Source organism: Nocardioides sp. LML1-1-1.1, from assembly GCF_040676175.1.
Classification (GTDB): Bacteria; Actinomycetota; Actinomycetes; order Propionibacteriales; family Nocardioidaceae; genus Nocardioides.
Genome location: NZ_JBEGHK010000005.1, coordinates 80,999 through 95,887 on the forward strand (window position 1 = coordinate 80,999; position 14,889 = coordinate 95,887).

The 14,889-nt window shown below is 72.1% G+C and carries 13 protein-coding genes and 1 riboswitch; of the genes, 3 read left to right on the forward strand and 10 right to left on the reverse strand.

Features of this window, described 5'->3' with window-relative positions; all coding sequences use genetic code 11:
* Nucleotides 1-124 precede the first annotated feature (124 nt).
* Nucleotides 125-303: riboswitch (cyclic di-AMP (ydaO/yuaA leader) on the forward strand.
* A gap of 85 nt (nucleotides 304-388) precedes the next feature.
* Genes MRBLML1_RS17645 through MRBLML1_RS17655 form a run of 3 tightly spaced genes read left to right on the forward strand, consistent with a single transcriptional unit; the run spans nucleotide 389 to nucleotide 3,733 of the window.
* Complete coding sequence (locus MRBLML1_RS17645; protein WP_364518363.1) at nucleotides 389-1,312, forward strand: C40 family peptidase; 924 nt, start codon at nucleotides 389-391, stop codon at nucleotides 1,310-1,312.
* Nucleotides 1,309-2,508 carry a hypothetical protein gene (locus MRBLML1_RS17650; protein WP_364518365.1) on the forward strand — a complete coding sequence of 400 codons (1,200 nt, stop codon included), beginning with the start codon at nucleotides 1,309-1,311 and terminating at the stop codon, nucleotides 2,506-2,508. The genes MRBLML1_RS17645 and MRBLML1_RS17650 overlap by 4 nt, the downstream gene beginning before the upstream one ends.
* Before the next feature lie 4 nt (nucleotides 2,509-2,512).
* Complete coding sequence (locus tag MRBLML1_RS17655; protein ID WP_364518368.1) at nucleotides 2,513-3,733, forward strand: M48 family metalloprotease; 1,221 nt, start codon at nucleotides 2,513-2,515, stop codon at nucleotides 3,731-3,733.
* Here MRBLML1_RS17655 and MRBLML1_RS17660 read toward each other — a convergent pair.
* The 10 genes from MRBLML1_RS17660 to MRBLML1_RS17705 all read right to left on the reverse strand — a co-directional run bounded on the left by MRBLML1_RS17660 (nucleotide 3,719) and on the right by MRBLML1_RS17705 (nucleotide 14,872).
* Nucleotides 3,719-3,871 (reverse strand): Flp family type IVb pilin, encoded by a 153-nt coding sequence (locus tag MRBLML1_RS17660; RefSeq protein ID WP_364518370.1) that lies wholly within the window; start codon nucleotides 3,869-3,871, stop codon nucleotides 3,719-3,721. The genes MRBLML1_RS17655 and MRBLML1_RS17660 overlap by 15 nt on opposite strands.
* Nucleotides 3,872-3,976: 105 nt before the next feature.
* Complete coding sequence (locus MRBLML1_RS17665; protein ID WP_364518372.1) at nucleotides 3,977-4,174, reverse strand: Flp family type IVb pilin; 198 nt, start codon at nucleotides 4,172-4,174, stop codon at nucleotides 3,977-3,979.
* 159 nt (nucleotides 4,175-4,333) lie between these two features.
* Nucleotides 4,334-4,984, reverse strand: coding sequence for a response regulator transcription factor (locus tag MRBLML1_RS17670; RefSeq protein ID WP_364518374.1), 651 nt, complete (start codon nucleotides 4,982-4,984; stop codon nucleotides 4,334-4,336).
* Entirely contained in the window at nucleotides 4,981-6,552 is a 1,572-nt protein-coding gene (locus tag MRBLML1_RS17675; protein ID WP_364518376.1) for a sensor histidine kinase, read from the reverse strand. Before MRBLML1_RS17675 ends, MRBLML1_RS17670 begins: the two co-directional genes overlap by 4 nt.
* 10 nt (nucleotides 6,553-6,562) lie before the next feature.
* Nucleotides 6,563-7,489, reverse strand: coding sequence for a type II secretion system F family protein (locus tag MRBLML1_RS17680; protein ID WP_364518378.1), 927 nt, complete (start codon nucleotides 7,487-7,489; stop codon nucleotides 6,563-6,565).
* A complete protein-coding gene (locus MRBLML1_RS17685; RefSeq protein ID WP_364518381.1) occupies nucleotides 7,489-9,411 on the reverse strand; it encodes a type II secretion system F family protein in 1,923 nt (640 codons plus the stop codon). The genes MRBLML1_RS17680 and MRBLML1_RS17685 overlap by 1 nt, the downstream gene beginning before the upstream one ends.
* On the reverse strand, nucleotides 9,411-10,940 hold the full coding sequence (locus tag MRBLML1_RS17690; protein WP_364518383.1) for a CpaF family protein: 1,530 nt from the start codon (nucleotides 10,938-10,940) through the stop codon (nucleotides 9,411-9,413). Before MRBLML1_RS17690 ends, MRBLML1_RS17685 begins: the two co-directional genes overlap by 1 nt.
* Nucleotides 10,937-12,130, reverse strand: coding sequence for an AAA family ATPase (locus tag MRBLML1_RS17695; protein WP_364518385.1), 1,194 nt, complete (start codon nucleotides 12,128-12,130; stop codon nucleotides 10,937-10,939). Before MRBLML1_RS17695 ends, MRBLML1_RS17690 begins: the two co-directional genes overlap by 4 nt.
* A gap of 11 nt (nucleotides 12,131-12,141) precedes the next feature.
* Nucleotides 12,142-12,879, reverse strand: coding sequence for a Flp pilus assembly protein CpaB (cpaB, locus tag MRBLML1_RS17700; RefSeq protein WP_364518387.1), 738 nt, complete (start codon nucleotides 12,877-12,879; stop codon nucleotides 12,142-12,144).
* 205 nt (nucleotides 12,880-13,084) lie between these two features.
* Nucleotides 13,085-14,872: an AMP-dependent synthetase/ligase gene (locus MRBLML1_RS17705; protein WP_364518389.1), complete on the reverse strand. Its 1,788-nt coding sequence runs from the start codon at nucleotides 14,870-14,872 to the stop codon at nucleotides 13,085-13,087.
* Nucleotides 14,873-14,889: the final 17 nt, after the last annotated feature.

The following is a 14,889-nucleotide window of genomic DNA, read 5'->3' on the forward strand; positions in this document are numbered from 1 at the left end:
ACCCGCGTGTCGGGCAAACCACGGCCAACACGCGCGGGAGGGTTTGGCCTCACCGTGACCCGCGTCTAGGCTTCTCGCTCAGGTGTCCGTGGCAGTGGATCGACCGATCCGCGCGGGCACCGCGCTGAGTCCGGCGTCGCGTGCGGCACCGGAGCCGGGGACCCAACCACATCTGGGGTGAATCCCGCACGAGGGGCTGACCTCGACCGTCCGGACCGGACGCCGGGGGAGCAGGGAGTGCGGGTAGGGCGAGTCGTGCCCGAATCCGTCAGCTCACCCGGTAGGCGTACGACTTGCAGAAGGGGACCGCCAGCTCGTGCTGAACGGCCGCACACGCACCACCGCTTCGCTCGCTGCACTGGCCCTGACGGGGACGCTCGCGCTGTCCGTGAGCGGCCCGGGCGGCCCGGCGAACGCCGAGCCCGACATCCAGACGGTGCGCGAGCGCGTCGACAAGCTGCTGCACCAGGCCGAGCAGGCCTCGGAGCGCTACAACGACGCCCGCCTGGAGCTGACCGACCTCAACCGCGACCTCAGCTCGCTGGAGGCCGACGAGAAGCGCCAGGGCACCGTCCTCGACGGCGTGCGGGGCGACGTCCGCGACGCGCTCATCGAGCGCTACCAGTCCGGCGGCCTCGGCGCGACGGGCGAGCTGCTCTCCTCCGACTCGCAGGGCTTCCTCGACGAGGTGACCACGCTGTCCACCGTCGACAGCATCCAGGACTCGCTGCTCTCCGACTACGACGCCGAGCTCAAGGCCTACACCATCCGCCGGGACCAGACCGAGGAGCGGCGCGACGACGTCCGCGACCTCAAGACGACCCTGGCCAAGGAGAAGAAGAGCGCCGACGCCAAGCTCGCCGAGGCCAAGGAGCTGCTCTCCAAGCTCGAGGAGAAGGAGCGCTCGGCGATCCTCTCCCGCGGTGGCTACCGCGCCCCCGACGCCGCGTCGATCCCCGCCTCGGGCCGCGCCCAGGCCGCGATCAAGTACGCCCTCGCCCAGGTCGGCGACGCCTACGTCTACGGCGCCGCGGGCCCCAACGCCTTCGACTGCTCCGGCCTCACCATGATGGCCTGGGGCCAGGCCGGCGTCAGCCTGCCGCACTCCTCGCGGGCGCAGATGGGCTCGGGCACCCCGGTGTCCAAGAGCGACCTGCAGCCCGGTGACCTGGTGTTCTACTACAGCCCGGTCAGCCACGTGGCGATCTACCTCGGCAACGGGATGATCGTGCACGCCGCCAACCCGGGTGCCGGCGTCAAGGTGTCGAGCGTCGACGAGATGCCCTACGCCGGAGCGGTCCGGCCTGGGTGACCCGTCGGGTCCTCGCCGCGGCGCTCGCCGTCACGGCCCTGGTCGCCGGAGGATGCTCCGACGACGGCTACGTCGCCCCGACCCCGGTCGAGCGCACCGAGATCGCCGACTCCGGCATCGCCGGGGCGACGGTCAGCACGTTGCAGGACGCCCTGGCGGACCCTGCCGCGGCGGCCGCGCTGGGCGCTGACGACGACGCGGCGAGCCTGCTCGCGGCGCTGGCCCGCAACGTGGCCCAGCTGCGGCTGAGCGACGTCACCCTGCGCTACGTCACCGAGACCGGCCGGACGTCCGGCTCGGACTCCTGGGACGGCCTGGTGGCGCTCACCTGGCGGGTCTCCGGCTTCGACGAGGCCTCCTCCCGGGCGGAGGTCCCGTTCACCTTCACCGACGGCGGACGGAAGATCGCGGCGATCGGCGGCGAGACCGGACGGCTGCCGTTGTGGCTGACCGGCCCGGTCGTCGTACGGCGCTCGGCGGGGGTGCTCGTGCTCGCCACCGGGGCGGCGGCCGACGCCGACCGGTTCGCACGACGCGCCCAGCGCGCGGTCACCGCCGCCCGCGGCGTGCTCGGCGGCGACGAGCGGCTCGTCGTCGAGGTGCCGGCCGACCCGGCCCAGCTCGGCCGGGCGCTGGACGCCGACCAGGCGACCTACGCGGCGATCGCCGCGGTCACCGCGCCGGTCGACGGCACCCGGGTGGCGGGCAGCCCGGTGCACGTGTTCGTCAACCGCTCCGTCTACGACGCCCTCGACCCGGTCGCCGCCCAGGTCGTGATGACCCACGAGGCGGTGCACGCAGTCACCGGGGCGGTGCTCGCCCAGGGCGCGCCGCTGTGGCTGGTGGAGGGCTTCGCCGACTACGTCGCGCTGCGCGACGTGGACCTGCCGGTCAGCAGGACCGCGGCGCAGGTCATCGCGCAGGTCAAGCGTGAGGGCGTGCCCGAGCGGCTGCCCGCGGAGTCCGACTTCGACCCCGCGGCGAGCCACCTGGGCACGGTCTACGAGGCGGCCTGGCTGCTCTGCGTCATCCTGGCCGAGCACCGCGACGAGGCCGCGCTGGTGGCGTTCTACCGCAGCGTCCTGGGCGGCACGAAGGTCGCGTCGGCGCTGCGGGCGAGCTTCGGCTGGTCCGAGGCCGACCTGACGGCGGCCTGGCGCTCCCGGCTGGCCTCCCTTGCGGGCGTGCCAGAGTAGACGCGTGGAGACCCGAACGGCCGCGCGGCGGGTGGCGCTGGGCACGGTGGCCGTGGGGGCGGCCGGTTTCGTCGTGCTGGCCCTGCTCCGGGTGCCCTGGGACGGCCTGTCGGCTCCCGTTCCGGCGTCCTCGGTCTTCTCGGCGGCCGACATCGACCGAGCCGAGCACTACGCGCGCTGGGGGCGGGTGTGGAGCTGGTCCTCGCTGGCGGTCTCGCTCGCGGTGGCCTGCTGGCTGGGCTTCGGCCGGCGCGGCCGAGCCTGGGCCGAGCGGGTGCCCGGCTGGTGGTGGGTCCGCATCGTCGCGGTGGTCGCCGCGCTGACGCTCGTCGGCCGGCTGGTGACCCTGCCCTTCGGGATCGCGCTGCGCAAGCTCGCGCTCGACGAGGGGGTGGCGGCCGGCAGCTGGGGCGCCTGGGCGCTCGACGTGGTCAAGGGCGAGGCGATCACCATCGTGTCGACCTCGGTGGCGGTGATCGTGCTGGTGGGCTGCGCCCGCCGCTGGCCACGTGCCTGGCCGGCCGTCGCGGGTGTGCTGGGGGCCGGGCTGGTGGTGGCCGGCTCCTTCGTCTACCCGCTGCTCGTCGAGCCGGTGTTCAACTCCTTCGAGCCGCTGCCGGACGGTCCGCTGCGCACCGAGGTGCTGGCCCTCGCCGACGCGGAGGGCGTGCACGTGGAGGACGTGCTGGTGGCGGACGCGTCGCGTCGTACGACGGCGCTCAACGCCTACGTCTCGGGCTTCGGCCAGACCCGGAGGGTGGTCCTCTACGACACCCTCGTCGACGGCACGCCGCGGGCCGAGGTGCTCTCGGTGGTGGCGCACGAGCTCGCCCACGCCAAGTACGACGACGTGCTCACCGGCACCGCGCTGGGCGCCGCCGGCGCGCTGGCCGGCATCGGCCTGCTCGGCCTGCTGGTCCCGCTGGGCGAGCGGCGCGGCCGGGAGGCGGTGGCGATGGTGCCGGCGGTGCTGGCCCTGGCCGCCCTGGCGACCGTGCTCTCGGCCCCGCTGCAGAACGGCGTCAGCCGGCAGATCGAGAACCGGGCGGACCAGACGGCGCTGGAGCAGACGAAGGACCCCCACGCCTTCGTCGCGCTCCAGCGCCGTCTCGCCCTGCGCGCCCATGCCGACCCCACACCACCGGCATGGTCGCAGCTCTGGTTCGGCTCCCACCCGACCGTGCTGCAACGGATCGGGCTGGCCCGTTCGTCACCCGCCGGGTGACAGGTCGATCGCGAAGAGGTCCGCGAGCCCGGTGCCGAACGCGAGGACGGAGCCGACGATCGCGATCGCGATCAGGGTGACCAGCAGGGCGTACTCCACGGCAGTGGCGCCCCGCTGCTCCATGGTGACGATGTCCATGGCGGCTCTCTCCTCCTCGGTGCTCCCGGGCAGGCCCGAGAGATGCCGATGGCCGGGGACACCAGGTCCCCGGCCATCGGACTCGACGTCGATCTGACGCGGCGATCAGTTGCCGTTCGGGTTCGCGACCTCGTCGGCGGCACCGTTGAACAGGTCGGTCAGGCTGCCACCGAGGGCGAACACGGCGCCGACGATCAGCATCGCGATGAGGGCGACGAGCAGGCCGTACTCGACGGCGGTCGCGCCGCGCTCGTCGGACTTGGCGAGCTGGCCGCGGAACAGGATGGTGAGGTACTGGATCATCGGATTCTCCCTTTGTGCTGCAGTGTTCTGCTGGTGTCCCCGGGGAGACTTCCCCGATGACGAGAACTCTGCCGGAATCGGTGACCCCGTGGATCGGGAGTTCGTCTTCTTGCCGGTAGTCAGTTCTGACTACCGCCCTGGCGTGATCGGGAGCGGCCCTCAGCGGGCGGCCGGCTGGACCGTGGAGAGCAGCCCGATCCGCATCGCCGTGACCAGCGCCTGGGCGCGGTTGGCGGCCCCGAGCTTCTGGTAGATCCGGGCGATGTGGGACTTCGTCGTGGACTCCGAGAGGTAGAGCTTCTGGCCGATCGCGGCGGCGTTGAGGCCCTCGGCGAGCAGCAGCAGGACGTCGTGCTCGCGCTCGGTCAGCGCGGTGGACTCCGCCGACTGGCGGCGCATCATCGCGCCCACGAGGCCGGCGCACACGAAGGCCTTGGGGGAGACGGCGGCGTGGCGGGCCGCCTTGATCACCTCGGTGGAGGGGGCGTCCTTGCCGACGAAGCCGGAGGCGCCGGCCTGCATGGCCGCGAAGATCTGCTCGTCGCCGGAGTGCATGGTCAGCACCACCAGGCCGACCCGGTCGCTCTCCTTGCGCAGGGTGCGGACGACGTCGAGGCCGGTGCCGTCCTGCATCTGCAGGTCGGTGACGACGACGTCGGGCATCACCTCGTGGTAGCGCGCGATGCCCTCGGCGACCGACCCGGCGGTGGCGACCACCCGGAGGTCGGGCTCGAGGTCGAGCACCGCTCCGAGACCGTTGCGGATCAGCTCGTGGTCGTCGATCAGCAGCACGTCGATGGTGTCGCTCATGACATCTCCTGGGTGGTCGTTGCAGCGGGGAGGGAGCCGACGAAGTGACGGGGCACCTTGAGGGAGACCGACACGGTGAGCCCCCGGCTGGCGTTGTCGCGCACCACGAGCTCCGCGCCGATCAGTCTCGCACGTTCGCGCATGATCTTCAGTCCGTGCGAGTCGGCGCGGGCGCTCTGCAGGCCCACCCCGTCGTCGGTCACGGTGATGATGGCGTCCGGTGCGTAGACCTGGCACCGTACGTCGATCGAGGTCGCCCGGGCGTGCTTGACGGCGTTGTTCATCGCCTCCTGCGCGATCCGGAACAGCTCGGCCTCGACCTCGGGCCGCAACCGCGCCGGCTGCTCATCGAGGCGGACCCGGATCGGGATGCCGGAGGACTCCGAGAGGTGGCGGGCCACGCTGCTGATCGCGCCACCGAGGCTCTCCGCCTCGCCGATGCTGGTGCGCAGGTTCATCACCGAGCGTCGTACCTCGGCAACGACGGTGGAGACCCGCTCCCGCAGCATCGAGAGGGCCTTGGCCTGCTGCTCGTCGACCGGGCGGGCGGCCAGCGCGTCGATGATGTAGCCCAGCGAGGCGATGTCCTGGGCGACCCCGTCGTGCATCTCGCGGGCGAGCCGGCTGCGCTCGTCGGCGGTGGCGGCGTCGCGGAACTGCGCGAAGAGCAGGGCGGCGTCGAGCTTGACCGCGTTGTCGCCGAGGTCGTGGGCCACCTCGCCCAGCATCAGGCTGCGGCCGGCGTCGCTGTCGACCGGACGCAGCCCGGCGACGATCGCCTGCTCGCTGACCCGGAAGGCGAAGCCCTGGCCGATCTCGGTGCTGTCGGGGCCGCGCTCGCGCAGGTGCACGTCGCCGGCGAGGGTCTCGCAGGCGGCGAGGTCGGCCGGCTCCAGGTCGACGGTGGAGGCGACCGGGGTGAGGTTCTCCCCGCGCGGCACGTAGAGCACCAGGCCGCGGTTGGGGATCCGGTCGCTGACGTCGCTGAGCAGCTCGCCGCCGAGCGCGCCGACGTCGAGGCCGGAGCTGAGGCTGCCGGCGAGGTCGAGGAGCTGCTTGAGGTGCTCCTGGGCGTCCCGGTACGGCGCGAGCGGGTCCGGGACGCGGTCGGAGGAGAACGTGACGCTGGCGATCAGGCTCAGGCCGAGGCCGGTCATCACCCAGGTGAAGATCGCGATGACCTGCTCGGAGGTGAGCCGCTCCCACCACATCAGCCCGAGCGCGACGACGGTGATCGACTCGACGATCACCGTGCGCACCATGGTCCGCACCCCGGCGACCGCGGTGGCGTAGAGCGGGGGCACGACGAGGGCCGCCAGGATGGAGGGCGCCGAGGTCATCCCGAGCGCGCAGATCACGCCGACGGTCGCGGCCTCGGTGGTCGGGCTGAGCGAGAGCTGCAGCTCGCGCCGGGTGGCGGTGACGCCCTGGTAGACCCAGACGGCGCTGAGCGCCGCGAGCGAGAGGAGCCCCTCCTCCTGGTGGAGCCACAGGATGGGTCCGCCGATCGCCAGCATCGCGAACAGGCGAGAGGCGGCGACGACGGCGAAGGTCTGGCTGCTCGGCACGGGTCGGGGCCTATCCGGTCTTGCTGAAGGCATCCATGGCCTGGAGGACGGCCGGAGCCATCACCACGATGAACAGGCACGGCAGGATGAAGATGATCAGCGGGACCATGATCTTGACGGGCACCTTCTGTGCCTTCTCCTCAGCATACTGCCGGCGCTTGACCCGGATCTCACCCGACTGCACGCGCAGCACCTGCCCGATCGCGATGCCGAAGGCGTCGGCCTGGACCATCGCACCGGCGAAGGCCTTGAGGTCGTCGACGTTGCTGCGCTCGCCGAGCGCGCGCAACGCCTCGGAGCGGCCCACGCCGAGCTGCATCTCGCGCAGCACCCGGGAGAACTCCTCGGCGAGCGGACCGTCGGTGTTGCGCGCGACCTGCTGCAGCGCGGCGTCGAAGCCGAGGCCCGCCTCCACGCTGATGGTGAGCAGGTCGACCGCGTCCGCGAGCGTGCGCTTGATCTGGTCGGCGCGGTGCAGGGCGACGTTGTAGAGGTAGAGGTCGGGGCCGAAGAAGCCGGCCAGCAGGCCGAGCACGCCCGCGACCAGCACCCACGGGACCGGCAGGCCGACGAGGAAGCCGTAGAACACCAGCACGGCCGGTACGACGGCCGCCGCGATCACCTTCAGCGCGATGATCCGGTCGACGGTCCACTCCCGGGGGTTGCCGGCGAGCTCCAGCTTGCGGCGGATCCGCTCGGCGGCGTCCGCACCGGTGATCCGGCGGCCGACGCCGAGGGCCCGCTTCTGCAACGGGTCGACGACCCGCTCGGCGAAGCTGCGGTCGGCCTCCCCGGCGAGCTCCTTGCCGGGCTGGCCCTGCTGCTCCAGGGCCTGCAGGGCACGGCTCAGGCCGTCGTCCGGCTGGCGGCTGGGCAGGGCCACGCTGACCGCCAGCGCGGCACCCACGAGCAGGAGGAACGAGAGGATGAGGAGCATCAGACGTCCACCTTCACGATCCGCGACATGGCGAAGACCCCGATGCAGAGCCACACCGCGCCGAACACACTGATGGCGATACCCCGGGCGTCGGAGGTCAACGGGTCCAGGAAGGTCGGGTTGGTGAGCATCAGGAAGATCGCGAACACCGGCGGCAGGCCGCACAGGATGACCGCGGAGAGCCGGCCCTCGGCGGACAGCGTGCGCACCTGGCGGCGCAGGTAGGCCCGCTCGCGCATGGTCGCCGCGACCGTGTTGAGCAGCTCGGCCAGGTTGCCGCCGACCTGCCGCTGGATCCGGATCGCCATCACCGACCAGGCGAAGTCCTTGCTCTGGAAGCGCTCGGCGACGCCCTCGAAGGCGTCCTCGAGCGGCATCCCGATCCGGGCCTCCACCAGCACCCGCTTGAATTCCGAGGCGATCGGCTCCGGGCCCTCGCGCACCACGGTGTCGACCGACTGGGCGAGCGAGAGGCCGGCGCTGAGCGCGCCGGAGATCAGCTGCAGCACCTCGGGCAGCGCCTCGTCGAAGGCACGACGCCGGCGCGCGGCGCGCAGCCGCAGGTAGACGGGCGGCAGCGCCAGGGCGATCAGCAGGAAGACGATGCCGATGACGAGGTTGCCGCGCCCGAGCAGCAGCCCCACCAGTCCGCCGGCGATGACGACGCCGACGTGCAGCAGCAGCCACTCCGAGGGCTTGAACTCGCTGCCCGCGGCCGCGAGCCGCTGGGTCAGCGACTCGTTGAGCCCGCGGTTGCGCTCCAGCACGCCGGCCGCGGCGGCCTTGGCCTGCTCCAGCACCGGCTCGCTGGGCGCCTTGGGCGCCTTGGCCACCGGCTGGGTGACCTGGGCGCTGTAGGCCTCCACTCGCTCCGCGATGCTCATCGGCGCCGGGCGCCCGGGCACGAGCAGCACGGCAGTAGTGACCAGGCCCAGGGCGAGCACGCCGAGCCCGACGTACAGCAGCCAGGAGGGGGTGTTCCAGCCGCCGGGGGAGCTGATGGTCGCGGGCGGCTCCTCAGCCGGCGCGGACCGGTCGCCCGAGGCGCTCTGGATCGGGGCCAGGGCCCGGGCCAGGACCGGGTCACCGGCGGTCGGCAGGACCACCTCCACGGTCGCCTGGCTGGCGTCGAAGCCGCTCGGCAGGGGAGCGGTGACGAGGACCTGGCTCGCGAGGGTGTCGGCCTCGGACCGGAAGGCCGTGGCCAGCGCGGTGCCGCTGCTCTCGATGACCCGGCCGTTGCCGGCCTCCGTCAGCGCGCGCAGCGGGGCCAGCGCGGCCCCGGTCTGGCCCAGGCTCACCACGTCGACGAGGGTCTTGGTGTCGGTGATCTTGGTGCCGAGGGCCTCCAGGGTGACCTGGCCACCGGTGTCGGTGCCGTCGGAGAGCACCAGCACGGTGCGTTGGCCCGTCTTGCCGGCCGCGTCCACGGCGGCGGCGACGCCGTCGTACAGCAGCGTGTCGCGAGCCAGCCGCAGCCCGGCGACGACGGTGCGCGCGGCCTCGCGGTCGGTCGTCGGCTCCAGCGCGACGCTCACCGAGTTGTCGAAGGTGACGACACCGACCTCGACGTCGGCGGGCACCGTGTCGAGGAAGGTCGTCGCGGCCGCCTTGGCGGCGGCGAAGCGGCCCTGCTTGTTCATCGAGGCGCTGGTGTCGATCGCCAGCACGGTCGTGCGCTTGATGGCGGAGCCGTCACCGGCCGGTGCGGCCGCGGCGGTCAGCTTCTCGCCGTCCAGGGTGGCCTCGACACCGGCGAGGTCGACGTCGGTCCCCTCCGGGACGTTGACGAGGACGCTCAGGCTGCTGCCGTCGGACTCGACGTGCGCGATCGTGCCGTCCTCGGCGTACGCCGCGCCGGCCGGCAGCAGCAGGGCCACGAGCAGCGCGGCGAGCAGCGCGAGCGTCCGGCGCGCGCTCATCAGATCCGCTCCGTGCGGAAGATGGTGGGATCGACGGCGACGTTCGCGTAGGCGAGCTTCTCCAGGAACTTCGGGCGCAGCCCGGTGGTCCGCAGGCGGCCCAGGATCCGGCCGTTCTCGTCGAAGCCGGCGCTGTTGTCGAAGACGAAGACGTCCTGGAGCGTGATGATGTCGCCCTCCATCCGCTCCACCTCGGTGATGTGCGTGATCCGGCGCGAGCCGTCCTTGAAGCGGGTCTGGTGCACGATCAGGTCCACCGCGGAGGCGACCTGCTCCCGGATCGCCCGGATCGGCAGGTCCATGCCGGCCATCAGCACCATCGTCTCCATGCGGGCGAGGGTGTCGCGCGGGCCGTTCGAGTGCAGGGTGCAGATCGAGCCGTCGTGGCCGGTGTTCATCGCCTGCAGCATGTCGAGCGCGGAGGCGTCGCGGACCTCGCCGACGACGATCCGGTCCGGGCGCATGCGCAGGCTGTTGCGGACCAGGTCGCGGATGGTGACCGCGCCCTTGCCCTCGATGTTCGCCGGGCGGGACTCCAGGCGCACCACGTGGTCCTGCTTGAGCTGCAGCTCGGCGGCGTCCTCGATCGTCACGATCCGCTCGTCGGAGGGGATGAACGACGAGAGCACGTTCAGCGTGGTCGTCTTCCCCGCGCCCGTGCCGCCGGACACGATGACGTTCAGCCGGCCACGCACGCAGGCGTCCAGGAAGTCCGCGGTCTGCGGCGTCAGCGAGCCGAAGTTGATCAGGTCCTGCACGGTCAGCGGGTCGGTCGAGAACTTCCGGATGGTCAGCGCGGAGCCGTCGATCGCCAGCGGCGGGACGATGGCGTTGACGCGGCTGCCGTCGGGGAGCCGGGCGTCGACCATGGGGGAGGACTCGTCGACGCGACGGCCGATCCGGGAGACGATCTTGTCGATCGTGCGGCGCAGGTGGCCCTCGTCCGCGAAGTGCGCGTCGGCCTTCATCAGCCGTCCGTCGCGCTCCAGCCAGACCTCGTCGTGGCCGTTGACCATCACCTCGGAGACCTCGGGGTCGCGCAGGTAGGGGTCGATCGGGCCGTAGCCGAGGATGTCGTCGGTGATCTCCTGGGTGACCCGGGCCCGGTCGGCCGCGCTGAGCGGACGGTCCTGCGCGCCGAGCACCTCCGACAGCACGCTGCGCACGGTCTGGTCCAGCTCGTCCTGGTCCATCTCGGCGTCGTACAGGTGGGGGCCGAGCTGCTTGAGGAGCTCGGCGTGGACGCTCGACTTGAGCTCCTCGATCCGGTCCGCCTCGGGGTTGGCGATCGAGCGCCGGGACGCCGGGCGGCTCTCGGCGCTGGCGGCCGCGGCCCGGGCCGACAGCGGACCGGTGGTCGCGGGCGTGCTCCCCGCGGGCTCCGGTACGACGGGCGCGGCCGGCGTCGAGGGCGTCGCAGGTGTCGCGGGGTCCACCGTGGCGACGGCCTCGCCGGGCTCGGCGACGTGCTTGCCCTGCGCGGCCGCCTCGCGACGGGCGGCGGCGAGGCGCTCGGACAGGCTGCTCATGAGTTCCTCCCGCGGCGGAAGAAGCCGCGCGACCGGGCCGTGTCGGGCGCGGCCTCGGGCACGGCGGTCCCCGGTGCGGACACCGGCTCGCCGGTGACCGAGGAGGCCAGGTGGAAGTAGGCCTGGCTCGCCGGGTGCTGCGGCTTGTGGGACACGATCGGGGTGCCGGAGTTCGTCGCGGCGGCGATGTCGACGGCGGTGGCCACCTGCGAGGTGACCGGCATGCCGAGGATGCTCTCGACCTTCTCCACGCTGATGCCGACCTCGTCGTCGGCGCGGTTGAGCAGCAGGTGGCGGTGGCCGCGCGCGATGCTCAGCATGTCCATGGTCTCCAGGGCGACCTTCACGTTCTTCAGCGTCGGTACGTCGAGCGTGGCGATCACGACGCACTCGTCGGTCTCGTCCAGCGCGGTCAGCGTCGCGTCGTCGAAGGACGGCGAGGTGTCGACCACGATGTAGTCGAAGCCGTCGCGCAGGGCACGCAGGATCCGGGAGATCAGCAGCGGGGTGATCCGCTCCCGCACGTCCGGGTGGGCCGGCGCGGCCAGCACGGTCAGCGAGTCCTCGTGCCGGGTGAGCAGGCCCTCCAGCATCGCCAGGTCGACGGAGTCCTCGGAGCCGACGGCCTGCTCGATGGAGTGGGTCGGGAACAGCTGCATGGTGATCGCGATGTCGCCGAAGGCGAGGTCCAGGTCGACCAGGCAGACCTTCCGGGCACCGCGGTCGGTCAGCGCCAGCGCCAGGTTGACCGAGGAGGTCGTCTTGCCGACACCGCCCTTGGGGGAGAACACGGTGACGATCCGGCCCAGCTGGCGCGCGCCGCCGGGTCCGCGCAGCGCTTGGTAGAGCTGGTGGGCGCGCTCGACGGCCTTGGTGAGCGCCTTGTCGTCGGAGTCCGCGACGACGACGTCGCGCACGCCGGCGTGCATGGAGCGGGCCAGCACGTCGGTGTCGAACTGCTCGCGGACGAGCACGACGCTGGTCGTGGGGCGCTTGATCCGCAGCTCCTCCGCGCACTCCAGGGCGGTGTCCAGGGACAGCGACGGGCCCAGCACGACGACGTACTCGTCGGGGTGCTGGTCGAGCCAGGCGTACATCCGGTCGACAGACGCCACCGAGTGGGAACCGGTGGGCATGGCCGCCAGGAGCACGGGCACGGAGGCGGAATCAGCCTCGACGATGACGGGCATGTCCGCTCCTCTCAGTCGAAGAGGTTGTCTCTGGTGACCGGCGCGCCGGTCTTGACGTCGCTCTTGTCGTTGAGCAGGGCGATGCTCAGCTCACCGCTCTTCTCCGCGAAGCGGACCTTCTCGGCCTGCTTCTGGGTGACGGCGACCGTGACCAGGCGCTGCAGCTCGGCGTCCCCGGAGTCGGACTCGGTGGTGTCGGCGTCGTCCTTCTTGACCGTCTGGCTGCCGTCGGCGAGGACGGTGACGCGGTCGAGCAGGACCCGGGTGAGTGCGGGGTGACCGGCGTCGTCGAGCACCGTGGAGATGACCGAGATCTCCGCCCCGGCGCGGGTGAACCGGCCGACCCGGCCGTCGTCCTTGACCAGGATCGAGATGGCGAGCTTGCCCTCCGGGATCGGCAAGGTGGCGGCCGCCTCGACGTCCTCCAGCGCGCCGAACTTCACCGGGACGAGCTGCTCGCCGGGATAGATCGTGGTGAGCGCGACCTTGTCGCGCAACGGCTTCGAGTCCTCGCTCGCGCCGTCGAGCAGCTGCGCCTTCGCGATGTGCGTCAGCTGCACCTTGCCGTTCTCGAGCGCGTCGTCCAGGCTCTCGCCCGGCTCGATCTCCTGCGCGGCGGTGAGCACCTCGACCGAGTCGTACTTGTCCGCTGCCCGCGCGTCCGCATTGTGCGCGTAGACGAAGACGAGCGCGACGCCGAGTGCGGCGATCACCGCGGCAACGACGAGCAGCAACCTGCGACGGTCCACTTCAGAGCCCTCCCGCTCCCCATGTGCTGACCGGACGTACGTCCCTCCGACAAACGCCGGTCAGCGACCAATCCGAGTCCCGCGCCTCGGGCCTCCCGTCCTTCGGCGCTGTTGGGACGCTAGCGAAGGACGAGGGGTGGAGTGACGGAAATCGCAAAAACCCCTGGATCCGATATCGGGCCGTGACCCGCGGACCTGAGGATTTTCAGGAGTAGAGGGCGGCGATCTCCTCGCGGCACTCGCGCAGGACGACGTTCCGCTTGAGCTTCAGGCTGGGCGTGACCTGCCCGGCCTCCTCGGTCCAGTCGGTCGGCAGGATCGTGAACTTGCGGATCGACTCCGCCTTCGACACCGCCTTGTTGGCCTCGTCGACGGCGGCCTGGACCTCAGCGCGCAGGTCCTCGTCGTCGACCAGGTCGGCGACCTTGCCGGACTTGCCGTGCTGCTCGGCCCAGGCGGGGAAGGCCTCCTCGTCGATGGTCACGAGCGCACCGATGAAGGGCTGGCCGTCGCCGACGACCAGGCACTGGCTGACCAGCGCCGAGGCGCGGACCCGGTCCTCGAGCACGGCCGGCGCGACGTTCTTGCCACCCGCGGTCACCAGGATCTCCTTCTTGCGTCCGGTGATCCGCACGAATCCCTCGTCGTCGACCTCGCCGACGTCGCCGGTGTGGAACCAGCCGTCCTGCAGGGCCTCCGCGGTGGCGTCGGGGTTGTCCCAGTAGCCGGTGAACACCTGGCCGCCCTTGAAGAGCAGCTCCCCGTCGTCGGCGATCCGTACGGCGGTTCCCGGGATCGGCCGCCCGACGGAGCCGACCTTCTGGGCGTCCGGCAGGTTGACCGTGAGCGCCGCGGTGGTCTCGGTGAGGCCGTAGCCCTCCAGCACGGTCACCCCGATCCCGCGGTAGAAGTGGCCGAGCCGGTCGCCCAGCGGGGCTCCGCCGGAGACCGCGAACTCGCAGCGCCCGCCGAGCGCGGTGCGCAGCTTGCCGTAGACGAGCCGGGAGAAGAGGGCGTGCTGGGCGCGGACCCGCACCGGCACCCGGCCGCCGTCGAGCGCGCGGGACCAGGCGATCGCGGCCTCGGCGGCGCGGTCGAAGATCTTGCCCTTGCCGTCGGCGGTGGCGCGCTGGGAGGCGGTGTTGAAGACCTTCTCGAAGACCCGCGGCACGGCGAGGATGAAGGTGGGCTGGAACGTCGCCAGCTGGGGCAGCAGGTTCTTGATGTCGGCGCTGTGGCCCAGCCGGGTGCGTGCCTTGATGCAGCCCACCTGGATGATCCGCGCGAACACGTGGGCCAGAGGCAGGAAGAGCAGCGTCGAGGCGCCCTCGGTGTCGAAGAGCCGCTCCAGCTCGGCGACCGCGACCGTCAGCTCGTGCTGGAAGTTGTCGTGGGTGAGCATGCAGCCCTTGGGCCGCCCGGTGGTGCCGGAGGTGTAGATCAGCGTCGCGAGGTCGCCCGGCCCGGTCGCCGTACGACGGGTCTCGAGGTCGGCGTCGCTCACCTCGGCGCCGAGCGCGGTCAGCTCGGCGACGGCGCCCTCGTCGATCGACCACACGTGGGCGAGCGCGGGCAGCTCGCCGCGCACGGTGCCGACGCGGGCGAGGTGGGTGGCGTCCTCCACGACGATCGCGCGGGCGCCGGAGTCGGAGAGGATCCAGGCGACCTGCTCCTCCGAGGAGGACTCGTAGATCGGCACGGTGGCCGCACCGGCGAACCAGATGGCGTAGTCGAGCAGGGTCCACTCGTAGCGGGTGCGCGAGATCAGCGCGACCCGGTCGCCGGGGGCGATGCCGGCCGCGACCAGGCCCTTGGCGACCGCGGAGACCTCGGCCAGGAAGTCCGCGCAGGTGACGTCGGACCAGCCGCCGTCGCCGTCGGGCCGGCTGAACTGCACGCTGTCCGGGGCCTCGGCGGCGTTGCGGACGACGTCGTCGGTCAGGTTGCCGGTCGTCGGCACGGTGACGGTCTGCGGGGTGGAGTACTCGCGCACCTTCGCAGGCTACCGCT

Bases quoted from the DNA above. Each gene is read 5' to 3' on its own strand.
- MRBLML1_RS17670 (WP_364518374.1), bottom strand. From the start codon at position 4,984: ATGAGCGACACCATCGACGTGCTGCTGATCGACGACCACGAGCTGATC.
- MRBLML1_RS17665 (WP_364518372.1), bottom strand. From the start codon at position 4,174: ATGATCCAGTACCTCACCATCCTGTTCCGCGGCCAGCTCGCCAAGTCC.
- MRBLML1_RS17680 (WP_364518378.1), bottom strand. From the start codon at position 7,489: ATGCTCCTCATCCTCTCGTTCCTCCTGCTCGTGGGTGCCGCGCTGGCG.
- MRBLML1_RS17690 (WP_364518383.1), bottom strand. From the start codon at position 10,940: ATGAGCAGCCTGTCCGAGCGCCTCGCCGCCGCCCGTCGCGAGGCGGCC.
- MRBLML1_RS17685 (WP_364518381.1), bottom strand. From the start codon at position 9,411: ATGAGCGCGCGCCGGACGCTCGCGCTGCTCGCCGCGCTGCTCGTGGCC.
- MRBLML1_RS17695 (WP_364518385.1), bottom strand. From the start codon at position 12,130: ATGCCCGTCATCGTCGAGGCTGATTCCGCCTCCGTGCCCGTGCTCCTG.
- MRBLML1_RS17660 (WP_364518370.1), bottom strand. From the start codon at position 3,871: ATGGACATCGTCACCATGGAGCAGCGGGGCGCCACTGCCGTGGAGTAC.